Below are 22,346 nucleotides of genomic sequence, written 5' to 3' on the forward strand. Positions count from 1 at the left end.
AAGCCCTCGAAGAAGGCCCACTCATCGTCGGATATCAGGTTGCGCGCCAAGCCCATCTCCCAAGCAGAGATGAGCTTGAATCATAGGACGACTGCCAACGGAACCCCTTTTGTCAACACGGCCTAGGCTCATGCCCCATCATCATTTCCATCATCGCGTGACGACTTTCTGCGAAAATGGGCATCGCATTTTCTCGAAGCTTTCGCAGAGAGGAAACAGGAACGTATCCGTCTGGAGCGAACATCACGCAATCCTCACAATTTCGGCCCCAGCCCGGTCTTTCCCGGTTAGGTATTCCGCCCAAGCGGTCATCATCGCCCGCCGCTTCTCAACCATGTCGCCGCGCCGATAGGACGTTTCGACTGCATTGCCGACTTTGTGGGCCAGCGCCACCTCGGCCATGTCGCCGGGGAAGTGGGTTTCCTCGGCGACCCAATCGCGGAAGGTGGAACGCAGACCGTGCGGCACGGCCGGGCGCTTGCTCACCCGATCGATGAAACCCTTGCCGCCCTCGGCCACGTCGCCCGCGTGCAACCGCTTCATGGTGGAACTCAGCGTCATATCGGATATCTCCCCGCCCCGGGGCGCAGGAAACACCAGCGGGTTGTCCTCGAAGCGCAGCAGGGCCGCCAGCAGCGCCACCGCCTCGGCAGTCAGCGGCACCCGGTGTTCCCGCTCCATCTTCATGCGCTCAGCCGGGACAATCCACATCGCGGCGTCAAGGTCGATTTCATCCCACCGGGCGCCCCGCACGGTATCGCGCCGGCGCTGCCTACAGCACCGCCTGATACCGTTCGCTGACCAGTTGCGCGCGCTCCTCGGGCGTGGGGGCGCGGCCGGGGTCGAGCTTGCGCCGGAACGGGCGGCGCAGCAGCCGGCCCCAGGATGCCGCGCTCAGCAGGCGGCGCCAGCCCTTGGCATAGCCCTGCGAGAAATCGAAATCCGTCGGAAAGCTGTCCTTGCTGATCGTGCTTTGTCTGGCGGTTGGCACCGGGTGCAGCACGGCCCGCGGCGTGGTGACGTAATGGCGCATGATCCTGAACGTGTCGCAGGGCCAGTCGGCGCGCGCCCGCAGCGGCAGGCTGTGCCGGCGCATCGCCTCGGCCCCGTGGCGCGAAATCGAATAGCCGACCGCCATCCATGAATTGCTGGCCAGTCGCATCAGTTGCAATGGCCCGCCGGCGCGGGGCCGGCGCGCATGCGTGGTGCCGTTGTAATGGTAAAGCTGGATCAGGTCGCCGGCCTGATATTGGGCGCTGGCGTAGAAATCGCGAAACAGCCATGTCAGCACGGCATCATCCTCAAGGATGATGGCGCCGGGCAGATTTTCGTCGATGATGCGGGCATAGGCCAGTTGATGGGTTATGGCGCAGGCATATTCGCCATCGGACATGCGAAAACCGCTTTGCGCCAGCGTGCCGGTCCGGTCCACCATGGATTCCAGCTCGGGTGGCAGGCCCTGCCGCCCGTCGGTGGCGTCGATGAACTGGAAATCAAGCCCGAGAAGGGCGAATTGTTCGGTGATGTCGGCGCGCCGGTTTTGCGCCGATGCCAGAGACAGGACAAAGATAGGCCATTGGGACATGGGTGCTCGCTGGTCGTTGCGGCCTGGCTGCTGCCCGGGCCTGGCTCGGATGGGACGCTGTCGTGATCAGCGGGGGTATCACATGATGAGGGGGGCGCGTTTCTCCTTTGCCTGCCCGGGGCATCCTGGTCCCGTCCGGGAAACCGCGGCCGCCCAAGGCGCATCTTGCGGAGGATCGCAAGGCATGTCCACCGCCAAGCGTATGCGGCCGCCACGCGCCGGGGCGGGCGCGGCCTTGGCGCATCGCATCGGGGCAGGGCGTGCCGTTTTGCCGGGCGGGGTGGTGAAAGCGGCGCGATCGGGGCCATCCCCTCTTGTCAGCGGCGGGTGATTTGTATACCTGTGCATACAATTGGGCTTGCCGCCGCTCGCCATCCGTTCCTCGGCCCGGTGTTTCAGCCTGAATCGAACCGGATCGTAGGGAACGTCATGAGCCTTTATACAGACTACCTAGCTGAAATCGAAGCCCGCAAAGCGCAGGGCCTGCACCCCAAGCCGATCGATGACGGCGCGCTGCTGGCCGAGCTGATCGCCCATATCAAGGACGGTCAAAGCGATCACAGAAGCGATTGCCTGAACTTCTTTATCTACAACGCACTTCCGGGCACCACCAGCGCGGCGGGCGTCAAGGCCGCCTTCCTCAAGGCGATCATCCTTGGGCAGGACATCGTGCCCGAAATCACCCCGGCCTTTGCGCTGGAGCTGCTGTCGCACATGAAGGGCGGCCCCTCGGTCGAGGCGCTGCTGGATCTGGCGCTGGGCGATGACGCCGCCATCGCGGCGGGCGCGGGCGAGGTGCTCAAGACGCAGGTGTTCCTTTACGACGCCGACATGGCCCGTCTGGCCGATGCCTACAAGGCCGGCAACCCGGTCGCAGCCGACATCCTGCAAAGCTATGCCAAGGCCGAATTCTTTACCAAGCTTCCCGAGGTCGAGGACGAGATCAAGGTCGTGACCTATATCGCCGCCGAAGGCGACATCTCGACCGACCTGCTGTCGCCCGGCAATCAGGCGCATTCGCGTTCCGACCGCGAACTGCATGGCAAATGCATGATCTCGCCCGAAGGACAGGCCGAAATCGTGGCGCTGCAAGCCCAGCACCCGGGCAAGCGCGTGATGATGATCGCCGAAAAAGGCACGATGGGCGTCGGCTCGTCGCGCATGTCGGGCGTGAACAACGTGGCGCTGTGGACCGGCAAGAAAGCCAGCCCCTATGTGCCCTTCGTCAACTACGCCCCGGTTGTTGCCGGCACCAACGGCATCTCGCCGATCTTTGGCACCACGGTGGACGTGACCGGCGGCATTGGCATCAACCTCAAGAACTGGGTGCGCAAGACCGACGCGGACGGCAAGCCGATCCTGAACAACGACGGCAACCCGATCCTTGAACAGGCCTATTCCGTCGCCACTGGCACCGTGCTGGTGATCGACAGCAAGAACAAGAAGCTGCGCGACGAAAATGGCCAGGAACTGGTCGATATCGCCGCCGCTTTCACCCCCCAGAAGATGGAGTTCATGAAGGCCGGCAGCTCTTACGCCATCGTCTTTGGCAAGAAGTTGCAGACCTTTGCCGCGCAGACGCTGGGCATCGAGCCGACCCCGGTCTTTGCGCCGAACAAGGAAATCACCGTCGAAGGGCAGGGCCTGACCGCGGTCGAAAAGATCTTCAACCGCAACGCCGTCGGCGTGACGCCGGGCAAGGTGTTGCATGCGGGTTCGGACGTGCGCGTGCGCGTCAACATCGTCGGCTCGCAGGACACCACCGGCCTGATGACCGCGCAAGAGCTTGAAGCGATGGCCGCGACCGTTATCTCGCCCATCGTGGACGGCGCCTATCAGTCGGGCTGCCACACCGCCTCGGTCTGGGACAAGAAGGCGCAGGAAAACATTCCGAAGCTCATGAAATTCATGAACAACTTCGGCCTGATCACCGCGCGCGACCCCAAGGGCGTCTATCACGCTATGACCGACGTAATCCACAAGGTGCTGAACGACATCACCGTGGATGACTGGGCCATCATCATCGGCGGTGACAGCCATACCCGCATGTCCAAGGGCGTGGCCTTTGGCGCCGACTCGGGCACCGTCGCGCTGGCGCTGGCCACGGGCGAGGCGACCATGCCGATCCCGCAATCGGTCAAGGTGACCTTCAAGGGCAAGATGAAGCCGTGGATGGATTTCCGCGACGTGGTCCATGCGACGCAGGCGCAGATGCTGAAACAGCATGGCGACAACGTGTTCCAGGGCCGCATCATCGAGGTCCATATCGGCACGCTGCTGGCCGACCAAGCCTTCACCTTCACCGACTGGACCGCCGAGATGAAGGCCAAGGCCTCGATCTGCATCTCGCAGGACGAGACGCTGATCGAATCGCTGGAAATCGCCAAATCGCGCATCCAGATCATGATCGACAAGGGCATGGAGAATGCCGCCGGCACTCTGCGCGGGCTGATCGCCAAGGCCGATGCCCGCATCGCCGAGATCCGCTCGGGCGAGAAACCGGCGCTCGCCCCCGACGACAACGCGAAATACTTCGCCGAGGTCGTCGTGGATCTGGACCTGATCGACGAGCCGATGATCGCCGACCCGGACGTGAACAACGCCGATGTGTCGAAACGCTACACCCATGACACGATCCGCCCCGTCTCCTATTACGGCGGCACGAAAAAGGTCGATCTGGGCTTTGTCGGTTCCTGCATGGTGCACAAGGGCGATATGAAGATCGTCGCGCAGATGCTCAAGAACATCGAAAAGGCCAATGGCAAGGTCGAGTTCAAGGCGCCGCTGGTCGTGGCCGCACCCACCTACAACATCATCGACGAGCTGAAGGCCGAGGGCGACTGGGAAATCCTGCAGCGCTATTCCGGCTTCGAATTCGACGATCTGGCCCCCAAGGCCAAGGCGCGCACCGAATACGAGAACATCCTGTATCTTGAGCGTCCCGGCTGCAACCTCTGCATGGGCAACCAGGAAAAGGCGGCCAAGGGCGATACCGTGCTGGCCACTTCGACCCGCCTGTTCCAGGGCCGCGTGGTCGAGGACAGCGCCGCGAAGAAGGGCGAATCGCTTTTGGCCTCGACCCCGGTGGTGGTACTGTCGGCGATCCTTGGCCGCACCCCCAGCGCCGAGGAATACAAAGAGGCCGTCGAGGGCATCGACCTGACCAAATTCGCCCCGCCGGTCGAAAAGCCCGGCTTGGCGCGGTCGGTGCATTTCTGAGATCGGCCCTTGGCTGACCCCTGAACCACGGATCGGGCAGATGGCACCGCCTCTGCCCGATCCCCCGCGCGGCCGGTCCCGGCCCCAAGCGCACCGCACCGCCATCCTTTCGCTGCATTTGCAGGGCCGTGCCCAGCCCCCGGCTGCGGGCCGGTCATTCGTTAGCCCTGATGCCCCAGCGCGATCCGGGCATGAAAGTGACGGGCGCGATGATAACCCCCTTGACCCCGCCGCGCGAAAACCCTAGCAAACGCGAGGCTCCGGCGGGTTGGCGGAGAGGTTACGCAGCGGATTGCAAATCCGTGAAGACCGGTTCGATTCCGGTACCCGCCTCCAAGTCTTTCAATGACTTAGTGGACATGAGCTGACCTAGGGTATCACCTAGGGTATCACGTTGCTGTTCTGTGCCTGTTCTGTTCATTGCCTTTTCTCCCGTGCTTGGCGCGCCCGCATTTCTTGCCGAGCCTCGCCCGCGTACTTCGCAATCATCTCTTTGGTGGCATGGCCGGAATAGGCAGCGATCTCGTCATCATCACATCCGGCCCATGCCAATTCCTTCACGCCGCGATAGCGCAGTGCATGAAGGTCATAGGCTTCCAGCCCCAGCCGCTTGCGCTCTTTCAGCATCAGATCGGCCATGTAACGGTAGCTGATCGGGTTGCCGTCCCGCTTGATGAGGATGGGACGCGCCGCAATCGGAACCACCCCCTGCGCCGCCTTGGCGTGGTCCAGCGCGGCCTTGAGCTGATCGGTGCAGGGCAGCACCAGCGGCTTGTCGGTCTTGTTCTGGCGCAGGGTCAGAGAATCGCCATCATAGTCGCTCCAGCGGAAGCCGACCCAATCGCCGGGGCGCTGGACGCTGCCCACGCCGATCTCAAAGATCAGACGGCAAAGCTCGCTGGCCTCGGCCCGGAATTTCTCCACCGCCCAATCCGGCCAGGGCATATGCTCGCGCTGCCGCTCGATCGGGGTCTTGAGCGCCCGGACACCTTTTGCTGGGTTGTTCTGAATCCATCCCAGATCAATGGCATGTTCGCAGAGAACGACCAGCATCTGGGGGATGTAGTTTGCAAAGCGGGTGCGGTGCGCATTGGCTTTCTGCGCCCCGATCACATCGGCCCGCGTCAGCGCCTTCACGTCGCGGGTGCCGATCTTCTCGCGCAGATAATCCATCACCTTGTCATAATCCTGCCGGGTGCGCGGCTTGAGGCCGGTCCAGCGGTCGGACTTGCGGTAATCTTCCATGAGCGCCGCCCATGAAGTTTTCGCCTGCATCCGCTTGCCGGTCAGGATCTCCCAATACTGGCGGTCGAAGTCTGCGGTGCCCTCGGCAGCGGTGATGCGGTGCAGCTTGCCCTTGAGACGCACATAGATGCGCCCGCTCGGATGCTTCCAAAGGTATCGCTTGGCTACCATTGCACGTCTCCCATGCCGTCCACGGCCTCGCCGCGAATGATCTTGTAAAGCTCGGGCATGTCCCATCGGGGCAGCCCGCCGATGCTGCGCGGCTTGGGCAGGTGCCCCGCGTCCACCAGCGAACGGAACTCGCAGGGCTTCATATCCAGAAGCTGCGCTGCGGTCCTTTCGCTGGCGAGAACAGGGGGCAACTTGGTCATGTCGGGTTAGCCGTTATACGCCTCGTTAAGCGCCGCCACCGGGTCCAAGCCAGCGCGGCGCAGCGTCACGGAAAACACCTCGGAGACGTCGATGACGATGGCACCGATCCCGTGTTCCTTGATCGCGGCCAGCAACCCCAGCGGATGATCGCTGAGGCCAATCTGGTATTCTGCACTCCGTTCCGGTCCGACGATCAGCATGGTTTTTCCGTCCTTGAACGGGAACCCCGGCTGACGACCGGGACGATCCCCGATGGCACCATTGCCGGTGTGCGCAAATCCGGCCGCCGCCTCGGTCACACGTTGCATATCAGTCAAGCCCGTGTCGATCAGCGCCTTGGAGACGGCGATCTCCATCAGGTTGAAGAAACTGAACCTGCGGTGCTTGCCGGGGCTGCCGCCGCCCTCAACCCCTTGCCCGATGATCTGACCACGCTTGAGCCAGTTCTGCAGTTGATAGTTGGTCACGCCGGTTGCCGCGACGATTTCGCTGTTGGCGAACTGTTGGTGAAAGATTGACATGGTTGCCTCAAATGTTCTCTTGAACCCTTATCTCTCGATAAGCCAAGGAAGTCAATCGAACACTTAACGCGACCAGCGCAGTGGCTCAGCCCCAGAGGTATGCGACCTTGTAGACGCCGTTCAGGCTGCGCCCCAAGTCGGCGGCGATCTTGCGATAGGATACGCCTTGCCGTCGCATGGCGATGATCTTCTGCTCCTCGTCGGCCGTGATGCCGCCCGCACGCTTGCGACGGCCGGTTTTGGGGATCGCGGCGGGCGCATTGAGCGCAGGCGACGACTGCGCGCCTGGGGCCAGAGCCGATGCGCCGCGCGGGATGATCCGCACCTCGCAGAGGACGGGGACGCCATACCGGGCGGCAACCTCGGCTTTCACTTGCTCGACATAGGTCATGCTTCCGCCCCCTCGATCACGTCCAGAGCCTCGGCCAGGGCGGCGCGGGCTTCCAGGCGGTTGGCTTCGGGCAGGTTCGGGGCTTCGGTCGCATCCAGCGCCAGCAGGATCATATCGCGGATGATGTGCAGGCTGGCATCAGGCAAGCCGGGGGTGTTATGGCAATGGGTAGCCATTCGCTGATCCTCCTAAGATCAGGGTTTCGGTTAGGGCTGGCTCGGTGTGCTACCACCTTGTCAGCCCGCGTCGTTTTCGACATTATCAACCTATTCAGCGTCAGGTTGGGTTGTCAACATTGAAAACCGGAAAGAGCAAGGGCGGCAGGCCGCGAACAGATGCGACCCCGGTGACGGTCCGCATCCTTCCTGAAATGCTCGAATGGTTGGACGCCGAACGTGCCAAGCTGGACCCGGTGCCGTCGCGACCTGAAATGATACGGCAGATGATGGCCTCCATGATGGTCAAAGAGCTCTGATCGCCACTGGTTGACGTAAAAGTCTCGCTTGGCACAAAATGTAGATCCTTGTTGACAGTTTAGCCGATTCGAGTCCGCGCAACACCTTAGAGCCTCTTGACATTCGCGAATCAGAAGCGCTATCTAGCCTCATTAATCCCGCTGCGGCCTCGGCCGCAGCGCCTCCCCCGGGCTACGGCTCGGGGGTTCTCATATCGGGAAGGGCATGACCAAGCCTATTCGTGTGCAGTGTTTTGTGGATGGCTTTAATCTCTACCACGCTGTGGAAAAGATTGGCGCGTCACACCTGAAATGGTTTGATCTTCGAAAGCTGATTGCAGCCTTCACCGACCCTAAAACGCATGTCCTGAATGAAGTCTTTTACTTCTCTGCCTATGCAACTTGGCGAGCCGTGTCTTATGCTCGTCATCAGCAATACGTAGCCGCGTTACAGGCGACTGGCGTGACTCCCGTTATGGGCCGGTTCAAAGAAAAAGATATGTACTGCCGGACTTGCAAAAGCCCGTATAAAGCGCACGAAGAAAAAGAAACGGATGTAAACATCGCTTTGTGGCTATTGAACGAAGCCTATAAAGACAGTTTCGATGAAGCGTTTATTATCAGCCGTGATAGTGACCTTACGCCAGCAATCCGAATGGTCAGGACTGGCTTCCCGGAAAAATCCATTAAGGTAATCTCGCCACCGAATGCGGGGCATAGCAAGGAAATCGGCCAGCTTGTTGGAAAGAAAAAGCTAGCATCCATCAAGCAGGTTCATCTTGAGCGTTGCTTACTCGGTGCAACTGTTGTGGACCCTGTCACGGGTTTGATCGTCGCCCGCCGCCCTCACGCTTATGATCCGCCGCAACCTAAGGCACTCCCGGCCAAGTAAGGAGTTGGGCCGGGCGCGCAGATCCCCTGCGCCATCCCGGCCCCGGCCCCAAACGCGGGGCTGGCACATGCACGTGCCGCTTTGGCAAGCCCCGGTGTAAGTCCGTGCCTGCCTGCGCCGCGCCCCCGGAGAAAGGTGACTGAGGGCCGCGCCGTGACGGGGTTTTCGGCTGTCGGGGCCGGGCACTCGCCGTCTAATCCCAGATGCTTCGCGGAGACCAGATACCCGCAGGGCGCATCCCGCCCTATCTCGTCATTCCGCCCAGTCGATGAAGGCCAGCGCGTCCTTGACGGTCGCAGGGTTTAGCCCGGCCTCTTTCGCCGTCGCCATGGCTTGCAGCATCGTGGACAGCGCCCGCGCCTTGCCGCCGTGGTCATAAGCCTGCATGGGGCGCACCACGTCGATGGCAACGGTCGCGCCGAGCTTCTCGCTCGCTTCCTCGGCCATCAGGTTGACGATGGGTTGCAGCACCAGCTGGGCCAGATGGCGCTGCGCCTCGCGCACCAGCGGGCCGGTGGTCGCCGGGTTGGTCAGGCCTGGCAGGATGCCGAACACGTTGTAGATCTCGCCCTTGGCCTGCGTCAGCAGGGCATCGGCCAGCGTCCGCGACAGGTCCGGGGAAAGCTGATCCGGCGATTGCCCGAGGTTCGGGTTCATGCCGGCCGCCGTCGCCTGCGCCACGCCCTCGATCACCAGGGACGCGCCCCGGTTGCCCCGGAAGCTGCGCCGCATTGCCGCCATGTCCTCGGTCGATCCCTCGGGAACCGGGATGATCTGCGAACCGATAGGCGCGTCCCTGAATACATCGCGCAAGGCGGTGGTGATTTCGTCCAGAAGCGATGCCGACAGCTTGGCGCGGGCCAGGGGTGCCGATCCGGCCCAGGGGGTGACGGCATCGCAGCCGATGCGGAAGTGCAGCACCTCGCCCGCCAGCACGGTTTCCGACCGCCCGCCGCCGATCTCGGGCAGGCCTAGGCGATAGGCGCGCGGCTGGCCGTAGCGGGTCGACAAATCCCAATCGGTGGCCGGAATCAGCCGGTCGCGGATTAGGAACAGGCATTCGCCACGCAGGGCCAGCGCCCGGGCGCAGATCGCCATGCTGCGCCGGTCCAGAAGATCGGTGCCGGTGACATCCGCCAGCGACAGGCCGCTTTCCCAGAGGCTCACAGAGGCTTGCACGGCCCCTGTCAGCTCGGCCAGCCCGGAGCCGCCGCTGATCCACGCTTCGCGCGCGGCCATTAGTGCAGCGGTGTAGCCGGGTTGAACAGCGCGGGTTTCGTCTTCCGCAATTTCTTGCGGAGGTTTGCGCCAGAACTTGTGCAATAAATTGCCCATGTCAGACCCTCCATCGATTTAGGGGGTGAACAGCACCCCGATAGGGTTGCCGGTCCTGATGGGTTTCCCATGACCGGGCTTCCACCTGCGCCATGGGATAGGCGGGCCGGGTGACTGCCGACAGCTCGAACAGCTCGGCCCGGTGGATGACGCGGATCAGGCCCTCGCCGTCACGCTTGACCAGTTCGGCCCCATCTCCCTGCGCCACGCGGAAGCCGGGGGATAGGCCACGGATCAGGCCCGAGGCATGAGCCGCCAGAAAGTCCTGCGCCCAGGACGTGCTGCCCTCGATCCGCGCCTCGAACACCAGCGCGTCGTCGGTGTCGGTCAGGTCCAGGCTACCCGCAGCGCGGCTGGCGAGCGGCTTCTCGAAGTCATGCCCGGCCAGCAGGTGAATGTCCTCGCCCGCCTCAATCCGTGCCGCGAAGGCCCGCGCCGCAAACACCTCGCGCTTGCGGGTCGGGGTCGTCGCCAGAACCGTTGCCGCCCCATAGGGGAAGCGGCCCCGCAGGCGGGTTGCCCCGCCCTCGGTGCGCAGCTCAAGCGAACCGTTGAAGCCGCCCCACAGCATCAGGGTTCACCGATGCCGGTCAGGATGCGGGTTTGCAGCCCGCGCGGCACGGTGAAGTCAGCCGTGACCAGCGCCGTCAGCACCAACTGGCCGCTGGCCGCCTTGGTGTAGGGGTCGCGGATCAGATCGACGCCGCCATAGATGCCGAGATAGCCGGGCGCGATGCCCTGCACGGTCGCGGTCAGGATCGCGGTTTCGTCGGGGATCACGTTGCTGATCGCCGGGCTGCCGATGTGCTTGGTCAGGCGGTCCCATTCCGAAACGGCGGTGCCGGTGATAAGCGCGTCGTCCAGCTCGGCCCAGATCGCCGGGCCAAAGCCCAGATTCACCTGACTGGCCGAGGTGATCGCATTGGCCTGCATGAAGGCCACCACCTGCGCCCGAAACGCCGCCCACGTCGCGGTCGCGCCGACGGCGGTCGAGGTGATGCCATAGGTCGTTGCGCCGGGGATGATGCCCAGAGGCTGGCCCGCCGTGCCGGTGCCGTTGATAACAACCCGGTCAAGCTCGGTGCCGATCACCGCGTTCAGGTCGCGCCGGATCGCGCTTTCCAGCCCCTCGCCCGCCTGTTTCAGCGCCTTGCGGCTGATGACCATTTGCGCGCCGCCGGTCTGGTCGGGGTTCAGGCTGCGCTCGGTCGTGACATAGGACTGTTGCGCGCCGACATTGGCAAGCTCGGTGGTCTGCCAGCCGAATACGGCACCAGCGGTCGCAACCGGGAATTCCAGCTCGCCCGAGGTGATATTGATGGACTGGACGCCGAGGCGCGATGCCACCGAAGCCGGGAACAGCCGGTCGATCACCGGGCGGATGGTTTTCGGGTTGATCTGGTCAGCCGCGACGGTTTCGCCCGCTCGGGTTTCCAGAGCCGCCAGCGGGACCGGGACGCCCTGATAGCCGCCCTTGCTGCGCAGCTCGTCCACGACTTCCTTGGTCGCGCCCGACAGCGCCTTGCCCTCGTCCAGAGCCAGCGCCACCTGGCGCAGCTCGAACCGGCCCACCAGCTCGGCATATTCACGATCCGAGCGGGTTTCCAGATCGGCCCCGGCTTCGCGCCGCTCCTGATCCTCGGCCACCAGCGCCGCCCGATAGCGGGTTTCGTTGGTGCGGTATTCCGCGTCCATGGTCTCCATGGAGCGGGTTTCGTCCTCGGTCGGGCTGTCCTTGCCAACCAGACCCGCCAAAGCCTGCCGGATTTCCGACTGGCGACGGGCGATTTTCACAGAATCCAGCATTTGATACCTCATGTTGCCGGGTTGGGATTTGTCGCCAGATCGGCAACGGCTTTCGCCCAGGCGGATCGCTCGGGCGTGATGACCGGCGCGGGGTGCCCGCACTCGATCCGGGTTTTTTTTCGTGTGACAGGATGAACACCGCACGGCACAATTCGCCGGGTCAAAGGCCAGCTCGGGATTGCTGCGAACCGGCTTCACATGGTCGATTTCCAGCCGCCCCTTGCGGGTGCCACAGTCCACGCAGGCCCAGCCGTCGCGTTCCAGCACGATCTGCCGCAGCACCTGCCAGCGTTTGGTTTTCAGGACGGGCCGAGAGAACCGCCGCCATTCGTCGCGCGTCACGCCCATTGCAGCCTCGCCTTGCGGATCGGTGCCGCCTTCATGCGCTGCCCCTGCGCCACCGCCAGCACGGTCGCCGCCGCAGCGTCGATGCGCCCGAGGCTGCGGCCCTTCGCCAGCTTGGCGTTCATGGCCGGATCCAACAGCACGATTGCGTCGGAGAAAGCGGAGCGCAGCAGCAGGGACGCCGTGCATTTCACCTCGCCGTCGAACAGCGCGCGCCGGAACCGCTCAATATCCTCGGAGCCGTCTTTCCAGCCGAAGCCCCGCCAGATGAACGGGACGCGGGCCAGCCCTGCCTTTTCCATCGCCTCGATGAACTCGGCATGGCGGAAGCGGTCGCCGCAGATGCAAGCCGGGGTGATGCCTTCCAGCTTCTTGACGATCTCGGCCAGCCACGGGCCGGGCGGAACCGTCGCATCGCCCATGACGGACAGCTCGCCGCGTTCCTGCATCTCGGTGTAGCGGTCGGAGACGCCATCAGCGGCCCCACGGTCGGCCAGAGACGGCGCGGCGGGGAAAGTGCCCAGAGCCTCAAGACGGCCCGTATCGGGCCAGTAGAACGCCGCTGCCGACATGGAGCGAGAGCCGCCCAGATCCACGCCAAGGATGCACGGCCCTTCGCGCGCGGGAAGCTGATCGGGGTTCACCTCGGCAGAGAGCCATTCGTCCACCGTCACCAGAACCGAACGATCCTCGGTCGAAACCCGCTCATTTCTGTTGAGATTCCGAAACGACGACAGCGCCGAGCCGCCGCGCGCAATCGCCCGCTTGGCCTGCGCCACCAGCCATTCCGCCGTGGAGCCGATGCCCTCGGGCGCGCCGGGGTTGGCTTGCAGCAGGCTTTCCAGATCGTCGGCAGGCAGGCCAAAGGCTGGCCGATGTTCCTGCACATAGGTTCCGGGCGGGGGTTCATCCAGCCAGCGGGAAAAGGTGTTCGCGTCGTCGGGTGCCGAGGTCGAGATAATCAGCGCCCGGCCATCGCGCTTGCCCAGGCCCGAGAGAATGGCGTTTTCGAGGTTGTCGCCCTTCTCGCGTTCCCATGCCGCCCGTTCGTCCATCAGCGCCAGCGTCGGAGCGCCGCCGAGGATCGACTTGCCATCTGCCGCGATACAGCGCGCCAGCCCGCCGCCGTTGCCGCTGTATTCGACTTCCAGCTTGGAGCCGCGCCGGATCAGGAATTGCTCTTGCTCGTCCTCGGGCAGTCCCTCGATGAAGCCGACAAGGAACTGGAACGCGGTCTTGGCCTGATCGCGGTTCCGGGCGGCAAACAGGATCTCGCGCTTGGGCTGATCGTCCCAGATGCCCTTGAGCGCGCCGAGCGCCAGCCCCGCCGACAGCGCGGTCTTGGCATTGCCCCGGCCAATGGAGAGGCAGGCCACCATGACGCCATCCGCCATCGCGCCGCGCACGAAACGCTTCTGGAACTCGGCCAGCCGCAGCGGCTCACCGGCCTTTTTCCCTTCCGGAATTTTCAGGGTTTCCAGGAACTGGATCGCCAGATCGGCCTTTTCGGGGGTCGGGAAAGAGAGCGGAACACTCCGCCGCCGGTCCACCGCCCCAATCGAAACCTGGGCATTGGGACCAGTCCCCGACCGCCCCTTGCGCCCCTTCGCCCTGGTCGCCGCCTCGGTCATGCCACGGCCACCCTGCGGTGACGCGCTGCGATGCGGGACGCGGCCAGCGATAGCCCCTGCTTGCCATCCTCGGCCCCGCGCTGGTCATAGAACGCCGCCGCCTGGTCGTTGATCGCGTGTTGCAGATCCTCGGGGATGCTGGCCGCAGCCGAGCCGAAGCCCGCCGGATAGGTCACGACAAGCGCCGTGCCGTCCATGAACTGCCGGTCGGTCAGGTGCAGCACGGGATAGCGCCCGGCGTCCACCCACCAGCCTTGCGGCCATGAGACAAGCGAGCCATCCGCCTCACGGGTCTGCACGGTGATCGGGTGATCGTCCAGCGCCACCACGTCCAGCGGGCCAATGGGCAGAGGAGCCACGCATCCCCATTCGGTGAAGGTGACGGTGATGATCTGGGTCATCAGCGCCAGCGCGCAATGCGCCTCGATCTCGCGCGCCGCCGTCCGGGCCATCAACACCAAGTCGGGGTCGTCGTCATCGAACGACACGCGGGCGTGCAGCTTTACATCGTCCAGGGTGAACGGGTCGTCGGTCGAGAGAGGGGCGCGGGTGATGTGCATTCGAGTGTCCGATAGGTCAGTATTACTTACCATAAATAGGTCCGGTTTGATACCTAATATTTTGGCGTTTAGCCGGCCCCCGCTACTGTCCCCCCGACTTGCAGGGGACAGACCTTCGGCTTCCTCGATCCGTATCCGCGCGATGCCCGATGACGGGGGCCAACCGCTGTCCCGCAGGCTTTGCTCCTGCCCCGCCCTTTGCAGCTCTGCGCCGGTGCGGTCCCCGATGGTCGTCCCCTCGCCTCATTGGCCGGGTATGCCCTCGGTGGGTTAAGTGTCGCGTTTCTGCGCCAGCCCAGAAGGTGCCGGTCTTGGCGCGGGTTGGGGTAGACCCCGGATCGTCATATCCCCGCTGAATTCGCTCAGCGGTCAGAAGCTAGGACGGAAGGTGGGATATATCCGGGTCGGCCCGGCTCGCTCCGGTGAATGGTCGCCCCCGCGCCGTGCCCGAGACGCGGGGGCGAGGCGGTTCAGTCCTCGATCAACGGGAAGTCGTCGCAGTCGTCGAAATCGCCGCGTTGCCGGTAGACCTCGGCCACCATGCGTTGCATCAGGACATGCTGCTTGGGGGTCGGCATCCAGTTCGGACGCCGCGACTGCCGCTGGATCGACTGGGCGAAGCTCTTGGCCCAATCATTGGTCGCCGCCTTGCAGACAGTCGGCCAAGACCAGAGCAGTTCATCCAGCGGGCGAAGGGATTGCGCACTCATGCCGCAGCCCTCCCGGTGATGTAAGTCAGGAACGCTTCCTTGTCGGTGCGCGACAGGCGACGATAGCAGGCCAGCATGTAGGCCTTGCGTTCGGGCGTGCTGGCTGTGTCGGCCCACCAGCCCGCTTCCTCCATCACGTCGATGTTGAACGACTTGGGCCAGCCGGGACGGATCTGGTCGAGGATGGTTTCGAGGAACAGAACCCGGTCCTCGGGATCGCAGGACAGCACAGCGTCGATGATCCGGCTTGCCTGCGCCTGGCGCTCTAGGTTATGGTTAAAGAGGCTCCAGAAGCCTTCCAGATCTGCCCCGGTTGCGCCCGCCAGCGCACCGGGGTTTTCGTTTTCGGCCGCCGCGTTCGACGGAAGGGCGGGGGTATCAGGTTCACGGGGCGTTCCCGGTTTGTCTTGATACTTTTTCTGATCTAACGCGCTGTTTTCACTACGGAGTCGATTGGATTGCAAATCCGTGAAGACCGGTTCGATTCCGGTACCCGCCTCCAAGTCTTTTCAAGCACATGACGGATGTTTCGCGGCAGGGCGCGTGGGATGCGGCTTGCGGCCGCTTCCAGATCGCCACCGCGTCTGGACCAGCAACAGGGCAGGGTGCTTGCGCATGTCCCTGGCCCGGGACATGAAAAAAGGCGCCGCGTCATGCGGCGCCCGGGTGAGTGCAAGGGCGCAGAGGTATCCGCGCCCGCAAGCGCGATCAGAGCGGCGCCACCGCCGCCCCGGCGGGGGGCGTGAAGCCGCCCACGGCCATCGCGGTTGCGGACGAGCCGCCGGCGGTCAGCAGCGCCCACCAGATCTTGCCCGAGGGCTCTTGATACCAGCCGATGCCGAATTCGCTGGCCTGCGGATCCATGATCACGTCGCGCGTGTCGCGGTTCTGCATCCATGCGTTCAGCGTGGTGATGTCGTTCTCGTAGGTTTCCGAGATGTTCTCGCCGATCAGATGGCCCATGTAGCCCTGACGCCGGACGCGATCCAGCGGCGACGAGCCGTCCGAGCCAAAGTGCCACGCGCGGTTCTGCGCCGCCATGTCGCGGGCATGGGCCTTGGCTGCGGTATCCAGCATCGGGCTTTCGGTCAGGGGCGTCGCGGCGACATTGGCGCGCAGGGCGTTGATCTGGCCCAGCACGCGCGGCGCGATCTGCGCCTCTTCCTTGGGGGTGATCTTGTAGGCGACCGGCAGCGGCTTGCCATCGGGGCCAAGCTGTTGTTGCGGTGCGCTTTGGCAGGCGGCAAGCGCAAGCGTGGCCGCCAGGGCAAGGCTTGATAGTCTAAGCATGTTCTTCTGTCCCGGGTGAGATTTTGTGTCAGCCATACAAAAGCGCGGGCACCCCTTCAAACCCAAGATTGCGTGAGCGCCACAGGCTGCGACTCTGTTGCGACAATGACGCTAGTTTGAATTGCGCGACTCCCGCGGCAAGCGTAAGGCCCAGAAAGAACTACTCCAATCGCAAATCGGGCAGAGAAGGCCGCAGCAGGCGGTTCACTGACATATTCAGGAGCGACAGAAGAAGATGACGCCGAAAAATCCGGTCTCGCGTCGGACTTTCCTCACCACTTCGGCGGCGCTTGGCGCGGCAGGACTGGCTGCGCCCGCGCTGGCACAATCCATCGACCCCTACACCGGCCAGGCGTTGCAGGCCACCGGCGCCACCGGCGCCACGCCGGATGCGGGCATGGTGCAATATGACACCACGCAGGATTCGCGCCGCAACATCTCCAGCTTCCGCATGCAGGACTGGCAGCCCTATTTCACCAACCTGACCAATGGCGCCATTCTGGTCGACCTGACCTCGCGGGCGCTGCATTTCTGGTCCGAGGATCAGTCGGTCTACAAGCTTTACCCGACCTCGGTTCCGGTCAGCCCCGACCTGACCCGCACCGGCCGGACCGAGATCATCAAGAAGGTCAAGGGTCCGACCTGGTCGCCCACCCCCGAGATGAAGAAGCGCAACCCGGAATGGCCCGATTTCGTGCCCGCCGGCCCCGACAACCCGTTGGGCACCCGCGCGCTGTGGCTGAGCTGGCAGTATTACCGCATCCACGGCACGCATGACACGCGCAAGATCGGCCGCAAATCCTCGAACGGCTGCATCGGCATGTATAACGAACATGTCGAGCAGCTTTACGAGCTGACCAAGATCGGCACGCAGGTGCTGGTCATCTGACGGGAAAGGGGCCGCGAGGCCCCTTTTTCATGTCGGGATCAGGGGCGCGCGGCCAGAATGGCGCGGAACCGTTCGGCCGCTTTGCCGGGCAGGGCTTCGGGCAGGGCGACCTCGGCGCGGTCTCCGACCTCGATCAGCATGACCATGCCCATGGCGACATGCGGCGAGCATTTGACGCCATAGGCGCCGGGCTGGGTCGGCATCAGCTCGAACTCCTTGTTGATGCCGGATTTGAAGGGCGCGGCGCCCTCGGGCAGCATACCCTCGATACTGGCGGCGTTATGGCCGGGCTGGGTGGGCAGAAAGCGCACGGTATCGCCCGGCGCGATGCGCAGGTAATCGGGCTCATAGACCATGGCGCCGGCGGCACCCCGGTTCAGCATCCTGACCTCATGGGTTTCGGCCAAAGCGGGGGCGGCCAGCAGCAGGGCCAAAAGAAACAGCGGTTTCATCATTTCTCCTCAAGACAGTGAAAGCGAAGCAGGGCGGCGCCATCCGCCGGATCGGTCAGCAGCGTTGCATTGACGCGAAAGATCTCGCGCAGGCGGTCGGGCGTCAGCACATCGCGCGGCGGGCCGCAGGCGACCAGCCGGCCGGCCGACATCACCGCCAGCCGGTCGCAGGTCATGGCGTGGTTCAGATCGTGCACCGCCATCACCACCGTCAGCGGCAGGCGGGCGATCAGCCGCGACAGGGCCAGTTGATGGTGGATGTCCAGATGGTTCGTCGGCTCGTCCAGCAGCAGGATCTGCGGGCGCTGTGCCAGCGCGCGGGCGATCTGCACGCGCTGACGTTCGCCGCCCGACAGGGTCTGCCAGCGCCGTTCGGCCATCCCGGCCATGCCCAGAGCCGCCAGCGATTCATCGATGATATCCGCATCCGCCGGGCCAAAGGGCGACAGCGCGCTCAGCCACGGCGTGCGGCCCAGTTGCACCACCTGCCATGCGGTCAGGCTGTCCGAGGTCTCGGCCTGCTGTTCGACCACGGCAAGGCAGCGGGCGATCTCGCGCCGGGTCATGCGCTGCAGCGGCCGGTCGTTCAGCAGCACCTGCCCGCGCCCGCGCGGCTGCAACCCGGCCAGCAGCCGCAGTAGCGTCGATTTGCCCGAACCATTGGGACCGATCAGCGCCAGTGTCTCGCCCGGCTGAACCTGCAGCGAGACATCCGCGACGATGGCGCGGCCCTGCGCGTGAAACTCCAGCCCATGTGCGGCAAGCCTCATGCCAGCCTCCGGTTGCGGATCAGGATCAGGGCAAAGCCCGGCGCGCCGACCAGCGCCGTGACCACGCCGATCGGCACCACCTGTCCGGGGATCATCATGCGCGAGGCGATGTCAGCAGCGATCAGAAAGACCGCGCCGGCCAGCGCCGTGCAGGGCACCAGCCCGGCATGGCGGGCGCCGACCAGAAAACGCATGGCATGCGGGATCACCAGCCCGACAAAGCCGATGGCGCCGACCAGACTGACCATGGTCGCCGTCATCAGCGTGACCGCGCCGATCAGCACCGCCACCACGCGCCGCACCGGCACGCCAAGCGCGGCGGCGGCCCCGGCGCCAAAGCTGAAGGCATCCATCGCCCGCACATGCCACAGGCAGATCAGGAGCCCGACCAGCGCCACCGGCAGCGCCAGCCCGACATCGGGCCAGCGCACCCCCGACAGATTGCCCAAAAGCCAGAACATGATGCCGCGCGCCTGTTCGGCATTGGCGGATTTGGCGATGAAGAAACTGGTCAGCGCATTGAAAAGCTGCGATCCCGCGATGCCGGCCAGCACCAGCTGCGCCGAGCCGCCGCCCGCCGCCCGCGCCAGCGCGGCGACCAGCGCAAAGGCCAGCGCCGCCCCGACAAAGGCCCCGGCCGAGATGCCGATGCTGCCCGCCCCGACGCCAAGGATGGTGACCGCGACCGCCCCGGTCGAGGCTCCGGCCGAAACGCCCGGCAGATAGGGGTCGGCCAAGGCATTCCTGACCAGAGTTTGCAGGACCAGCCCCGACAGCGCCAGCCCCGCGCCGCAGGCGGCCGCGACCAGCGTGCGCGGCAGCCGATAGTTCCAGATGATGCCGGCGTCGATCGGATCGGCCGGCAGCGGCATATGGCCCAGCTTGTGGGCCAGCACCTGACCGATCAGGGCCGGCGACAGCGGGGTTTCTCCAATCACCACCCCGGCAAAAATCGCAAGGATCAAAAGCAGCGCGCCCAAGGCCGCGCGCGCGGCCAGCCGGCGCAGCAGGGCCGGGATGGTGGCGCCCGTCATCTCAGGCCAAGCGCCGGCAGGGCGGCGGCCAGAGTTTCCAGCGCATCGACATTGCGGATCGAGGAGTCCATGGCATGCGCGTCCAGCACCACGATCCGGTCGTTCCTGACCGCCTCCATCTGGCTGGCGACGGGGTCGGATTTCAGGAAGGCCAGTTTCTTTTCATAGTCATCCGCCTCGAACCGGCGGCGGTCCATCTTGGCGATGACGATGACCGAAGGATTGGCGCGGGCGATGCTTTCCCAGCTGACCACCGGCCATTCCTCGTCGCTTTCGATCACATTCCGCAGCCCCAGCGCCTGCATCATATAGGCCGGCGGCCCCTTGCGGCCGGCGACATAGGGGTCGATGTCCATCTCGGCCGAGGAAAACCAGAACAGCGCCGAGGCGTCATGCAGATCCAGCGCGCGGGCCTTGTCGATGGCCGCCGCCTCGCGCGCCTTCAGATCGCCGACCAAGGCCGCGCCCTTGTCCTCGACATCAAAGATCTGCGCCAGCTCGGTCACGCCCTGATGGATGCTCTCCATCGAATACATCGCCGTGCGGGTGCCGTCCGAGCCGGTGCTGTTGTCCTTGCCCAGACAATCCGAGGGCAGGATATAGGTCGGGATGCCCAGATCGGCGAATTGCTCGCGCGTAGCGACGATGCCTTGCGGGCCGATGTGCCATTCATATTGCGCCGTCACCAGCCCCGGCCGCTTGGCGACCACGCTTTCAAAGCTGGGATCATTGTCGGCCAGCCGCTCGATGCCGGCATTGACCTCCTTGAACTGCGGCAGCACTTCGGTGAACCAGACCGAGGTGCCCTTGACCCGGTCGGCAAGGCCCAGCGCATACAGGATCTCGGTCGTGGCCTGCCCGACGGTGACGGCACTGTCCGGCGCCTTGTCAAAGCGCAGCGTGACGCCGCAATTGGCCAGTTGCAGCGGATATTGGGTGGCATGGGCGGTGCCCGCGCCGGCGATCAGCGCCAGCAGGGCCAGGGTAGTCTTGGGAAACATCAGGCTCTCCGTTCTGATGGCGACCGGAGCGGAAGGGAAAAAGGCCAGCCCCGATCCGCCGGGCTGGGCCGGGGACAGGCAGGGCATGCCCCGAAACGGGCTTGGATCATCGGGCACCTCTCCCCGGACAACCCCGCCCGGAACGCTGGTTTCACTCGTCGGCAGGTCTCCTGACTGGCGGGTCTGGGCGGGATGCGGCCTTCCCATGGCACGGGGCCACAGTGGCATGATGCATCCTGCTCGCCGCCTACAGTTGCGGGGGCAGTTCCGGTTCGGGGCAGATCTGCCCCGGCGGATTCCCTTTCAATTCCTTTCGGAAACCGACAGGGCACTGGTAACGGCGGGACCGCGCCTCTGGCAAGGGGCAATCGTTGCGGCGGGTTGACGGCGGCGCGGCCGGGGGGAATAGTCCCTCGTATGGTAGCCGGACTGTCTGCGGGTGCTGACATGGTCTCCCTGGATCGCATCATCAAGGATCGCCTCGACACGCTGGCCGTGCCGCTGGCCGTGCGTCTGCCCACGGGGCAGCGGCTGGGCCCCGAGGCCGCCGAGGTCGAGATCGAATTCCACGACCCCGCCGCGCTGGCCCGGCTGGCTGCCGGCAATCTGGGCGCGCTGGGCGGCGAGATCGTCAATGGCAAGGTCACCATCCATGGCGGGATGCGGCCGCTGATGCGGGTGGTGGCGGCGCTGGTGCCCGATGACGGCCGGGCCGAGCGGCCGCGGCCATGGCAGCGGGTATGGTGGGGGCTTGCCTCGATCCTGCGCCACAGCCGGCAGCGCGACGCGGCGCAGATCCGCTTTCACTATGATGTCTCGGATGATTTCTATCGCATCTGGCTGGACCCGCGGCAGGTCTATTCCTGTGCCTATTTCCGCGACCCGGCGATGGATCTGCCGCAGGCGCAAGAGGCCAAGCTGGACCTGATCTGCCGCAAGCTGGACCTGCGCCCGGGCGAGCGTTTCGTCGATATCGGCGCGGGATGGGGCGCGCTTTTGCTGCATGCGGCGCGCCATTACGGGGTCGATGCTACCGGCATTACCCTGTCGCAGAACCAGTTCGACCATGTCACCCGGCTGATCGCGGCCGAGGGGCTGGGCGATCGCGTGCGCATCCATCTGTGCGACTATCGTGACCTGCAGCCCGCCGTGCCCTTTGACAAGCTGGCCTCGGTCGGGATGTTTGAACACGTTGGCCGCGCCCATATGGCGATCTATGCGCAGCGGCTCTCCGAGCTGTTGCGGCCGGGCGGGCTGGCCCTGAACCACGGCATCACCGTGACCGGGCTGGATGACGCCATGATCGGCGGCGGCCTTGGCGATTTCATCGAGAGATACATCTTTCCCGGCGGCGAGCTGATCCATGTCAGCCACGCCATCCGGCAGTTTTCGCAGGCCGGGCTGGAGATGGTCGATACCGAGAACCTGCGCCCGCATTACGCCCGCACGCTGTGGTGCTGGTCCGACAACCTTGAGGCACGGCTGCCCGAGGCGCTGGCGGTGCTGGAACAGACCATGCAGCCCGAGCGCGCCGCCGAGGTGCTGCGCGCCTTTCGCCTGTATCTGGCCGGCTGTGCGCTGTCCTTCGAGGAAAGCTGGACCTCGCTTTACCAGATCCTGTTGACCCGGCCCGGCGGTCCACCCGCCGCGCCCGACCTGCCGGGTGCCGACAGCAGCTATCCGTTCCGGCGCGATTACATCTATCGCGCCGAGCCGCCGGATGCGGGCGCGTGGGGCCGCGGCGGGGCAGGCCCGGTATGAGCAACGGGCCCGACATGAGCAAGCGGGCATAAGCAAAGGCCCGCGTCACCGGGACGCGGGCTTTTGTCGTGATCTGGGGATCT

General features: G+C 64.8%; 24 protein-coding genes, 1 tRNA gene, 1 pseudogene and 1 riboswitch. Of the genes and pseudogenes, 6 read left to right on the forward strand and 20 right to left on the reverse strand.

Features of this window, described 5'->3' with window-relative positions; all coding sequences use genetic code 11:
* Positions 1-243: 243 nt before the first annotated feature.
* Together GL279_RS07360 and GL279_RS07365 are read right to left on the reverse strand one after the other, a co-directional pair.
* Positions 244-753: a tyrosine-type recombinase/integrase gene (locus GL279_RS07360; RefSeq protein ID WP_343039736.1), complete on the reverse strand. Its 510-nt coding sequence runs from the start codon at positions 751-753 to the stop codon at positions 244-246.
* Between the two features lie 19 nt (positions 754-772).
* The gene (locus GL279_RS07365) at positions 773-1,585 is read right to left on the reverse strand and encodes a glycosyltransferase family 25 protein (protein ID WP_155063984.1); all 813 of its coding nucleotides are present in this window, start codon (positions 1,583-1,585) and stop codon (positions 773-775) included.
* Between the two features lie 429 nt (positions 1,586-2,014).
* On the opposite strand from GL279_RS07365, the gene GL279_RS07370 reads away from it, so the two are divergent.
* Positions 2,015-4,804 carry a bifunctional aconitate hydratase 2/2-methylisocitrate dehydratase gene (locus tag GL279_RS07370; protein ID WP_155063985.1) on the forward strand — a complete coding sequence of 930 codons (2,790 nt, stop codon included), beginning with the start codon at positions 2,015-2,017 and terminating at the stop codon, positions 4,802-4,804.
* Positions 4,805-5,066: 262 nt separating this feature from the next.
* Positions 5,067-5,140: transfer RNA gene (locus tag GL279_RS07375), tRNA-Cys, on the forward strand.
* An 81-nt stretch (positions 5,141-5,221) separates the two neighbouring features.
* Here GL279_RS07375 and GL279_RS07380 read toward each other — a convergent pair.
* The 5 genes from GL279_RS07380 to GL279_RS07400 all read right to left on the reverse strand — a co-directional run bounded on the left by GL279_RS07380 (position 5,222) and on the right by GL279_RS07400 (position 7,509).
* Entirely contained in the window at positions 5,222-6,220 is a 999-nt protein-coding gene (locus GL279_RS07380; RefSeq protein WP_155063986.1) for a site-specific integrase, read from the reverse strand.
* Positions 6,214-6,420 carry a hypothetical protein gene (locus GL279_RS07385; RefSeq protein ID WP_155063987.1) on the reverse strand — a complete coding sequence of 69 codons (207 nt, stop codon included), beginning with the start codon at positions 6,418-6,420 and terminating at the stop codon, positions 6,214-6,216. Before GL279_RS07385 ends, GL279_RS07380 begins: the two co-directional genes overlap by 7 nt.
* 6 nt (positions 6,421-6,426) lie before the next feature.
* A complete protein-coding gene (locus GL279_RS07390; protein ID WP_155063988.1) occupies positions 6,427-6,942 on the reverse strand; it encodes a MerR family transcriptional regulator in 516 nt (171 codons plus the stop codon).
* Positions 6,943-7,027: 85 nt separating this feature from the next.
* The gene (locus GL279_RS07395) at positions 7,028-7,333 is read right to left on the reverse strand and encodes a hypothetical protein (protein ID WP_155063989.1); all 306 of its coding nucleotides are present in this window, start codon (positions 7,331-7,333) and stop codon (positions 7,028-7,030) included.
* Positions 7,330-7,509: a hypothetical protein gene (locus tag GL279_RS07400; protein WP_155063990.1), complete on the reverse strand. Its 180-nt coding sequence runs from the start codon at positions 7,507-7,509 to the stop codon at positions 7,330-7,332. The genes GL279_RS07395 and GL279_RS07400 overlap by 4 nt, the downstream gene beginning before the upstream one ends.
* A gap of 44 nt (positions 7,510-7,553) precedes the next feature.
* Between GL279_RS07400 and GL279_RS07405 the strand changes: the two genes are divergently transcribed.
* Positions 7,554-7,808, forward strand: coding sequence for a hypothetical protein (locus tag GL279_RS07405; RefSeq protein WP_155063991.1), 255 nt, complete (start codon positions 7,554-7,556; stop codon positions 7,806-7,808).
* 205 nt (positions 7,809-8,013) lie between these two features.
* Positions 8,014-8,679, forward strand: a complete 666-nt coding sequence (locus GL279_RS07410; RefSeq protein WP_155063992.1) for an NYN domain-containing protein — start codon at positions 8,014-8,016, stop codon at positions 8,677-8,679.
* A gap of 252 nt (positions 8,680-8,931) precedes the next feature.
* Here GL279_RS07410 and GL279_RS07415 read toward each other — a convergent pair whose 3' ends face one another.
* From GL279_RS07415 to dalA, 9 genes and pseudogenes are all read right to left on the reverse strand, one after another.
* Positions 8,932-10,014, reverse strand: a complete 1,083-nt coding sequence (locus GL279_RS07415) for a phage portal family protein (RefSeq protein WP_155063993.1) — start codon at positions 10,012-10,014, stop codon at positions 8,932-8,934.
* A gap of 1 nt (position 10,015) precedes the next feature.
* Entirely contained in the window at positions 10,016-10,585 is a 570-nt protein-coding gene (locus tag GL279_RS07420) for an HK97 family phage prohead protease (RefSeq protein ID WP_155063994.1), read from the reverse strand.
* Positions 10,585-11,820 (reverse strand): phage major capsid protein, encoded by a 1,236-nt coding sequence (locus tag GL279_RS07425; protein ID WP_155063995.1) that lies wholly within the window; start codon positions 11,818-11,820, stop codon positions 10,585-10,587. The genes GL279_RS07420 and GL279_RS07425 overlap by 1 nt, the downstream gene beginning before the upstream one ends.
* A 171-nt stretch (positions 11,821-11,991) precedes the next feature.
* A pseudogene (locus tag GL279_RS19395) lies at positions 11,992-12,168 on the reverse strand (HNH endonuclease); the annotation flags it as partial.
* Positions 12,159-13,796 carry a terminase large subunit domain-containing protein gene (locus GL279_RS07435; protein WP_211371278.1) on the reverse strand — a complete coding sequence of 546 codons (1,638 nt, stop codon included), beginning with the start codon at positions 13,794-13,796 and terminating at the stop codon, positions 12,159-12,161. The pseudogene GL279_RS19395 and the gene GL279_RS07435, both read right to left, overlap by 10 nt.
* A complete protein-coding gene (locus tag GL279_RS07440) occupies positions 13,793-14,356 on the reverse strand; it encodes a head-tail connector protein (RefSeq protein ID WP_170293937.1) in 564 nt (187 codons plus the stop codon). The genes GL279_RS07435 and GL279_RS07440 overlap by 4 nt, the downstream gene beginning before the upstream one ends.
* 470 nt (positions 14,357-14,826) lie before the next feature.
* Positions 14,827-15,066 (reverse strand): hypothetical protein, encoded by a 240-nt coding sequence (locus tag GL279_RS07445; RefSeq protein WP_155063997.1) that lies wholly within the window; start codon positions 15,064-15,066, stop codon positions 14,827-14,829.
* A complete protein-coding gene (locus GL279_RS07450; protein ID WP_246175229.1) occupies positions 15,063-15,569 on the reverse strand; it encodes a hypothetical protein in 507 nt (168 codons plus the stop codon). The genes GL279_RS07445 and GL279_RS07450 overlap by 4 nt, the downstream gene beginning before the upstream one ends.
* 205 nt (positions 15,570-15,774) lie before the next feature.
* Positions 15,775-16,356 (reverse strand): divisome-associated lipoprotein DalA, encoded by a 582-nt coding sequence (gene dalA / locus GL279_RS07455; protein ID WP_170293938.1) that lies wholly within the window; start codon positions 16,354-16,356, stop codon positions 15,775-15,777.
* Positions 16,357-16,591: 235 nt separating this feature from the next.
* On the opposite strand from dalA, the gene GL279_RS07460 reads away from it, so the two are divergent.
* On the forward strand, positions 16,592-17,245 hold the full coding sequence (locus GL279_RS07460) for a L,D-transpeptidase (RefSeq protein ID WP_155063999.1): 654 nt from the start codon (positions 16,592-16,594) through the stop codon (positions 17,243-17,245).
* 38 nt (positions 17,246-17,283) lie between these two features.
* Here the strand turns inward: GL279_RS07460 and GL279_RS07465 are convergent, their stop codons facing one another.
* From GL279_RS07465 to GL279_RS07480, 4 genes are read right to left on the reverse strand one after another with little or no spacing between them, the layout of a single operon-like run.
* On the reverse strand, positions 17,284-17,697 hold the full coding sequence (locus tag GL279_RS07465; protein ID WP_211371279.1) for a pseudoazurin: 414 nt from the start codon (positions 17,695-17,697) through the stop codon (positions 17,284-17,286).
* The gene (locus GL279_RS07470) at positions 17,697-18,467 is read right to left on the reverse strand and encodes an ABC transporter ATP-binding protein (protein ID WP_155064001.1); all 771 of its coding nucleotides are present in this window, start codon (positions 18,465-18,467) and stop codon (positions 17,697-17,699) included. Before GL279_RS07470 ends, GL279_RS07465 begins: the two co-directional genes overlap by 1 nt.
* A complete protein-coding gene (locus GL279_RS07475; protein WP_155064002.1) occupies positions 18,464-19,501 on the reverse strand; it encodes a FecCD family ABC transporter permease in 1,038 nt (345 codons plus the stop codon). The genes GL279_RS07470 and GL279_RS07475 overlap by 4 nt, the downstream gene beginning before the upstream one ends.
* A complete protein-coding gene (locus GL279_RS07480) occupies positions 19,498-20,502 on the reverse strand; it encodes an ABC transporter substrate-binding protein (RefSeq protein ID WP_155064003.1) in 1,005 nt (334 codons plus the stop codon). Before GL279_RS07480 ends, GL279_RS07475 begins: the two co-directional genes overlap by 4 nt.
* A gap of 143 nt (positions 20,503-20,645) precedes the next feature.
* A riboswitch (cobalamin riboswitch) is annotated at positions 20,646-20,842 on the reverse strand.
* A gap of 107 nt (positions 20,843-20,949) precedes the next feature.
* Between GL279_RS07480 and GL279_RS07485 the strand changes: the two genes are divergently transcribed.
* Complete coding sequence (locus tag GL279_RS07485; protein WP_155064004.1) at positions 20,950-22,263, forward strand: class I SAM-dependent methyltransferase; 1,314 nt, start codon at positions 20,950-20,952, stop codon at positions 22,261-22,263.
* The last annotated feature ends 83 nt before the right edge of the window (positions 22,264-22,346 follow it).

The organism is Paracoccus limosus, assembly GCF_009711185.1.
In the GTDB taxonomy this organism is placed as follows: domain Bacteria; phylum Pseudomonadota; class Alphaproteobacteria; order Rhodobacterales; family Rhodobacteraceae; genus Paracoccus; species Paracoccus limosus.

Excerpts from the sequence above, each read along its gene's own strand:
- GL279_RS07460 (WP_155063999.1), top strand. The coding sequence starts at position 16,592 with ATGACGCCGAAAAATCCGGTCTCGCGTCGGACTTTCCTCACCACTTCG.
- GL279_RS07470 (WP_155064001.1), bottom strand. The coding sequence starts at position 18,467 with ATGAGGCTTGCCGCACATGGGCTGGAGTTTCACGCGCAGGGCCGCGCC.
- GL279_RS07410 (WP_155063992.1), top strand. The coding sequence starts at position 8,014 with ATGACCAAGCCTATTCGTGTGCAGTGTTTTGTGGATGGCTTTAATCTC.
- GL279_RS07435 (WP_211371278.1), bottom strand. The coding sequence starts at position 13,796 with ATGACCGAGGCGGCGACCAGGGCGAAGGGGCGCAAGGGGCGGTCGGGG.
- GL279_RS07400 (WP_155063990.1), bottom strand. The coding sequence starts at position 7,509 with ATGGCTACCCATTGCCATAACACCCCCGGCTTGCCTGATGCCAGCCTG.
- GL279_RS07425 (WP_155063995.1), bottom strand. The coding sequence starts at position 11,820 with ATGCTGGATTCTGTGAAAATCGCCCGTCGCCAGTCGGAAATCCGGCAG.
- dalA (WP_170293938.1), bottom strand. The coding sequence starts at position 16,356 with ATGCTTAGACTATCAAGCCTTGCCCTGGCGGCCACGCTTGCGCTTGCC.
- GL279_RS07485 (WP_155064004.1), top strand. The coding sequence starts at position 20,950 with ATGGTCTCCCTGGATCGCATCATCAAGGATCGCCTCGACACGCTGGCC.
- GL279_RS07465 (WP_211371279.1), bottom strand. The coding sequence starts at position 17,697 with ATGAAACCGCTGTTTCTTTTGGCCCTGCTGCTGGCCGCCCCCGCTTTG.
- GL279_RS07390 (WP_155063988.1), bottom strand. The coding sequence starts at position 6,942 with ATGTCAATCTTTCACCAACAGTTCGCCAACAGCGAAATCGTCGCGGCA.
- GL279_RS07445 (WP_155063997.1), bottom strand. The coding sequence starts at position 15,066 with ATGAGTGCGCAATCCCTTCGCCCGCTGGATGAACTGCTCTGGTCTTGG.
- GL279_RS07420 (WP_155063994.1), bottom strand. The coding sequence starts at position 10,585 with ATGCTGTGGGGCGGCTTCAACGGTTCGCTTGAGCTGCGCACCGAGGGC.
- GL279_RS07415 (WP_155063993.1), bottom strand. The coding sequence starts at position 10,014 with ATGGGCAATTTATTGCACAAGTTCTGGCGCAAACCTCCGCAAGAAATT.
- GL279_RS07365 (WP_155063984.1), bottom strand. The coding sequence starts at position 1,585 with ATGTCCCAATGGCCTATCTTTGTCCTGTCTCTGGCATCGGCGCAAAAC.
- GL279_RS07475 (WP_155064002.1), bottom strand. The coding sequence starts at position 19,501 with ATGACGGGCGCCACCATCCCGGCCCTGCTGCGCCGGCTGGCCGCGCGC.
- GL279_RS07440 (WP_170293937.1), bottom strand. The coding sequence starts at position 14,356 with ATGCACATCACCCGCGCCCCTCTCTCGACCGACGACCCGTTCACCCTG.
- GL279_RS07385 (WP_155063987.1), bottom strand. The coding sequence starts at position 6,420 with ATGACCAAGTTGCCCCCTGTTCTCGCCAGCGAAAGGACCGCAGCGCAG.
- GL279_RS07480 (WP_155064003.1), bottom strand. The coding sequence starts at position 20,502 with ATGTTTCCCAAGACTACCCTGGCCCTGCTGGCGCTGATCGCCGGCGCG.
- GL279_RS07380 (WP_155063986.1), bottom strand. The coding sequence starts at position 6,220 with ATGGTAGCCAAGCGATACCTTTGGAAGCATCCGAGCGGGCGCATCTAT.
- GL279_RS07395 (WP_155063989.1), bottom strand. The coding sequence starts at position 7,333 with ATGACCTATGTCGAGCAAGTGAAAGCCGAGGTTGCCGCCCGGTATGGC.
- GL279_RS07370 (WP_155063985.1), top strand. The coding sequence starts at position 2,015 with ATGAGCCTTTATACAGACTACCTAGCTGAAATCGAAGCCCGCAAAGCG.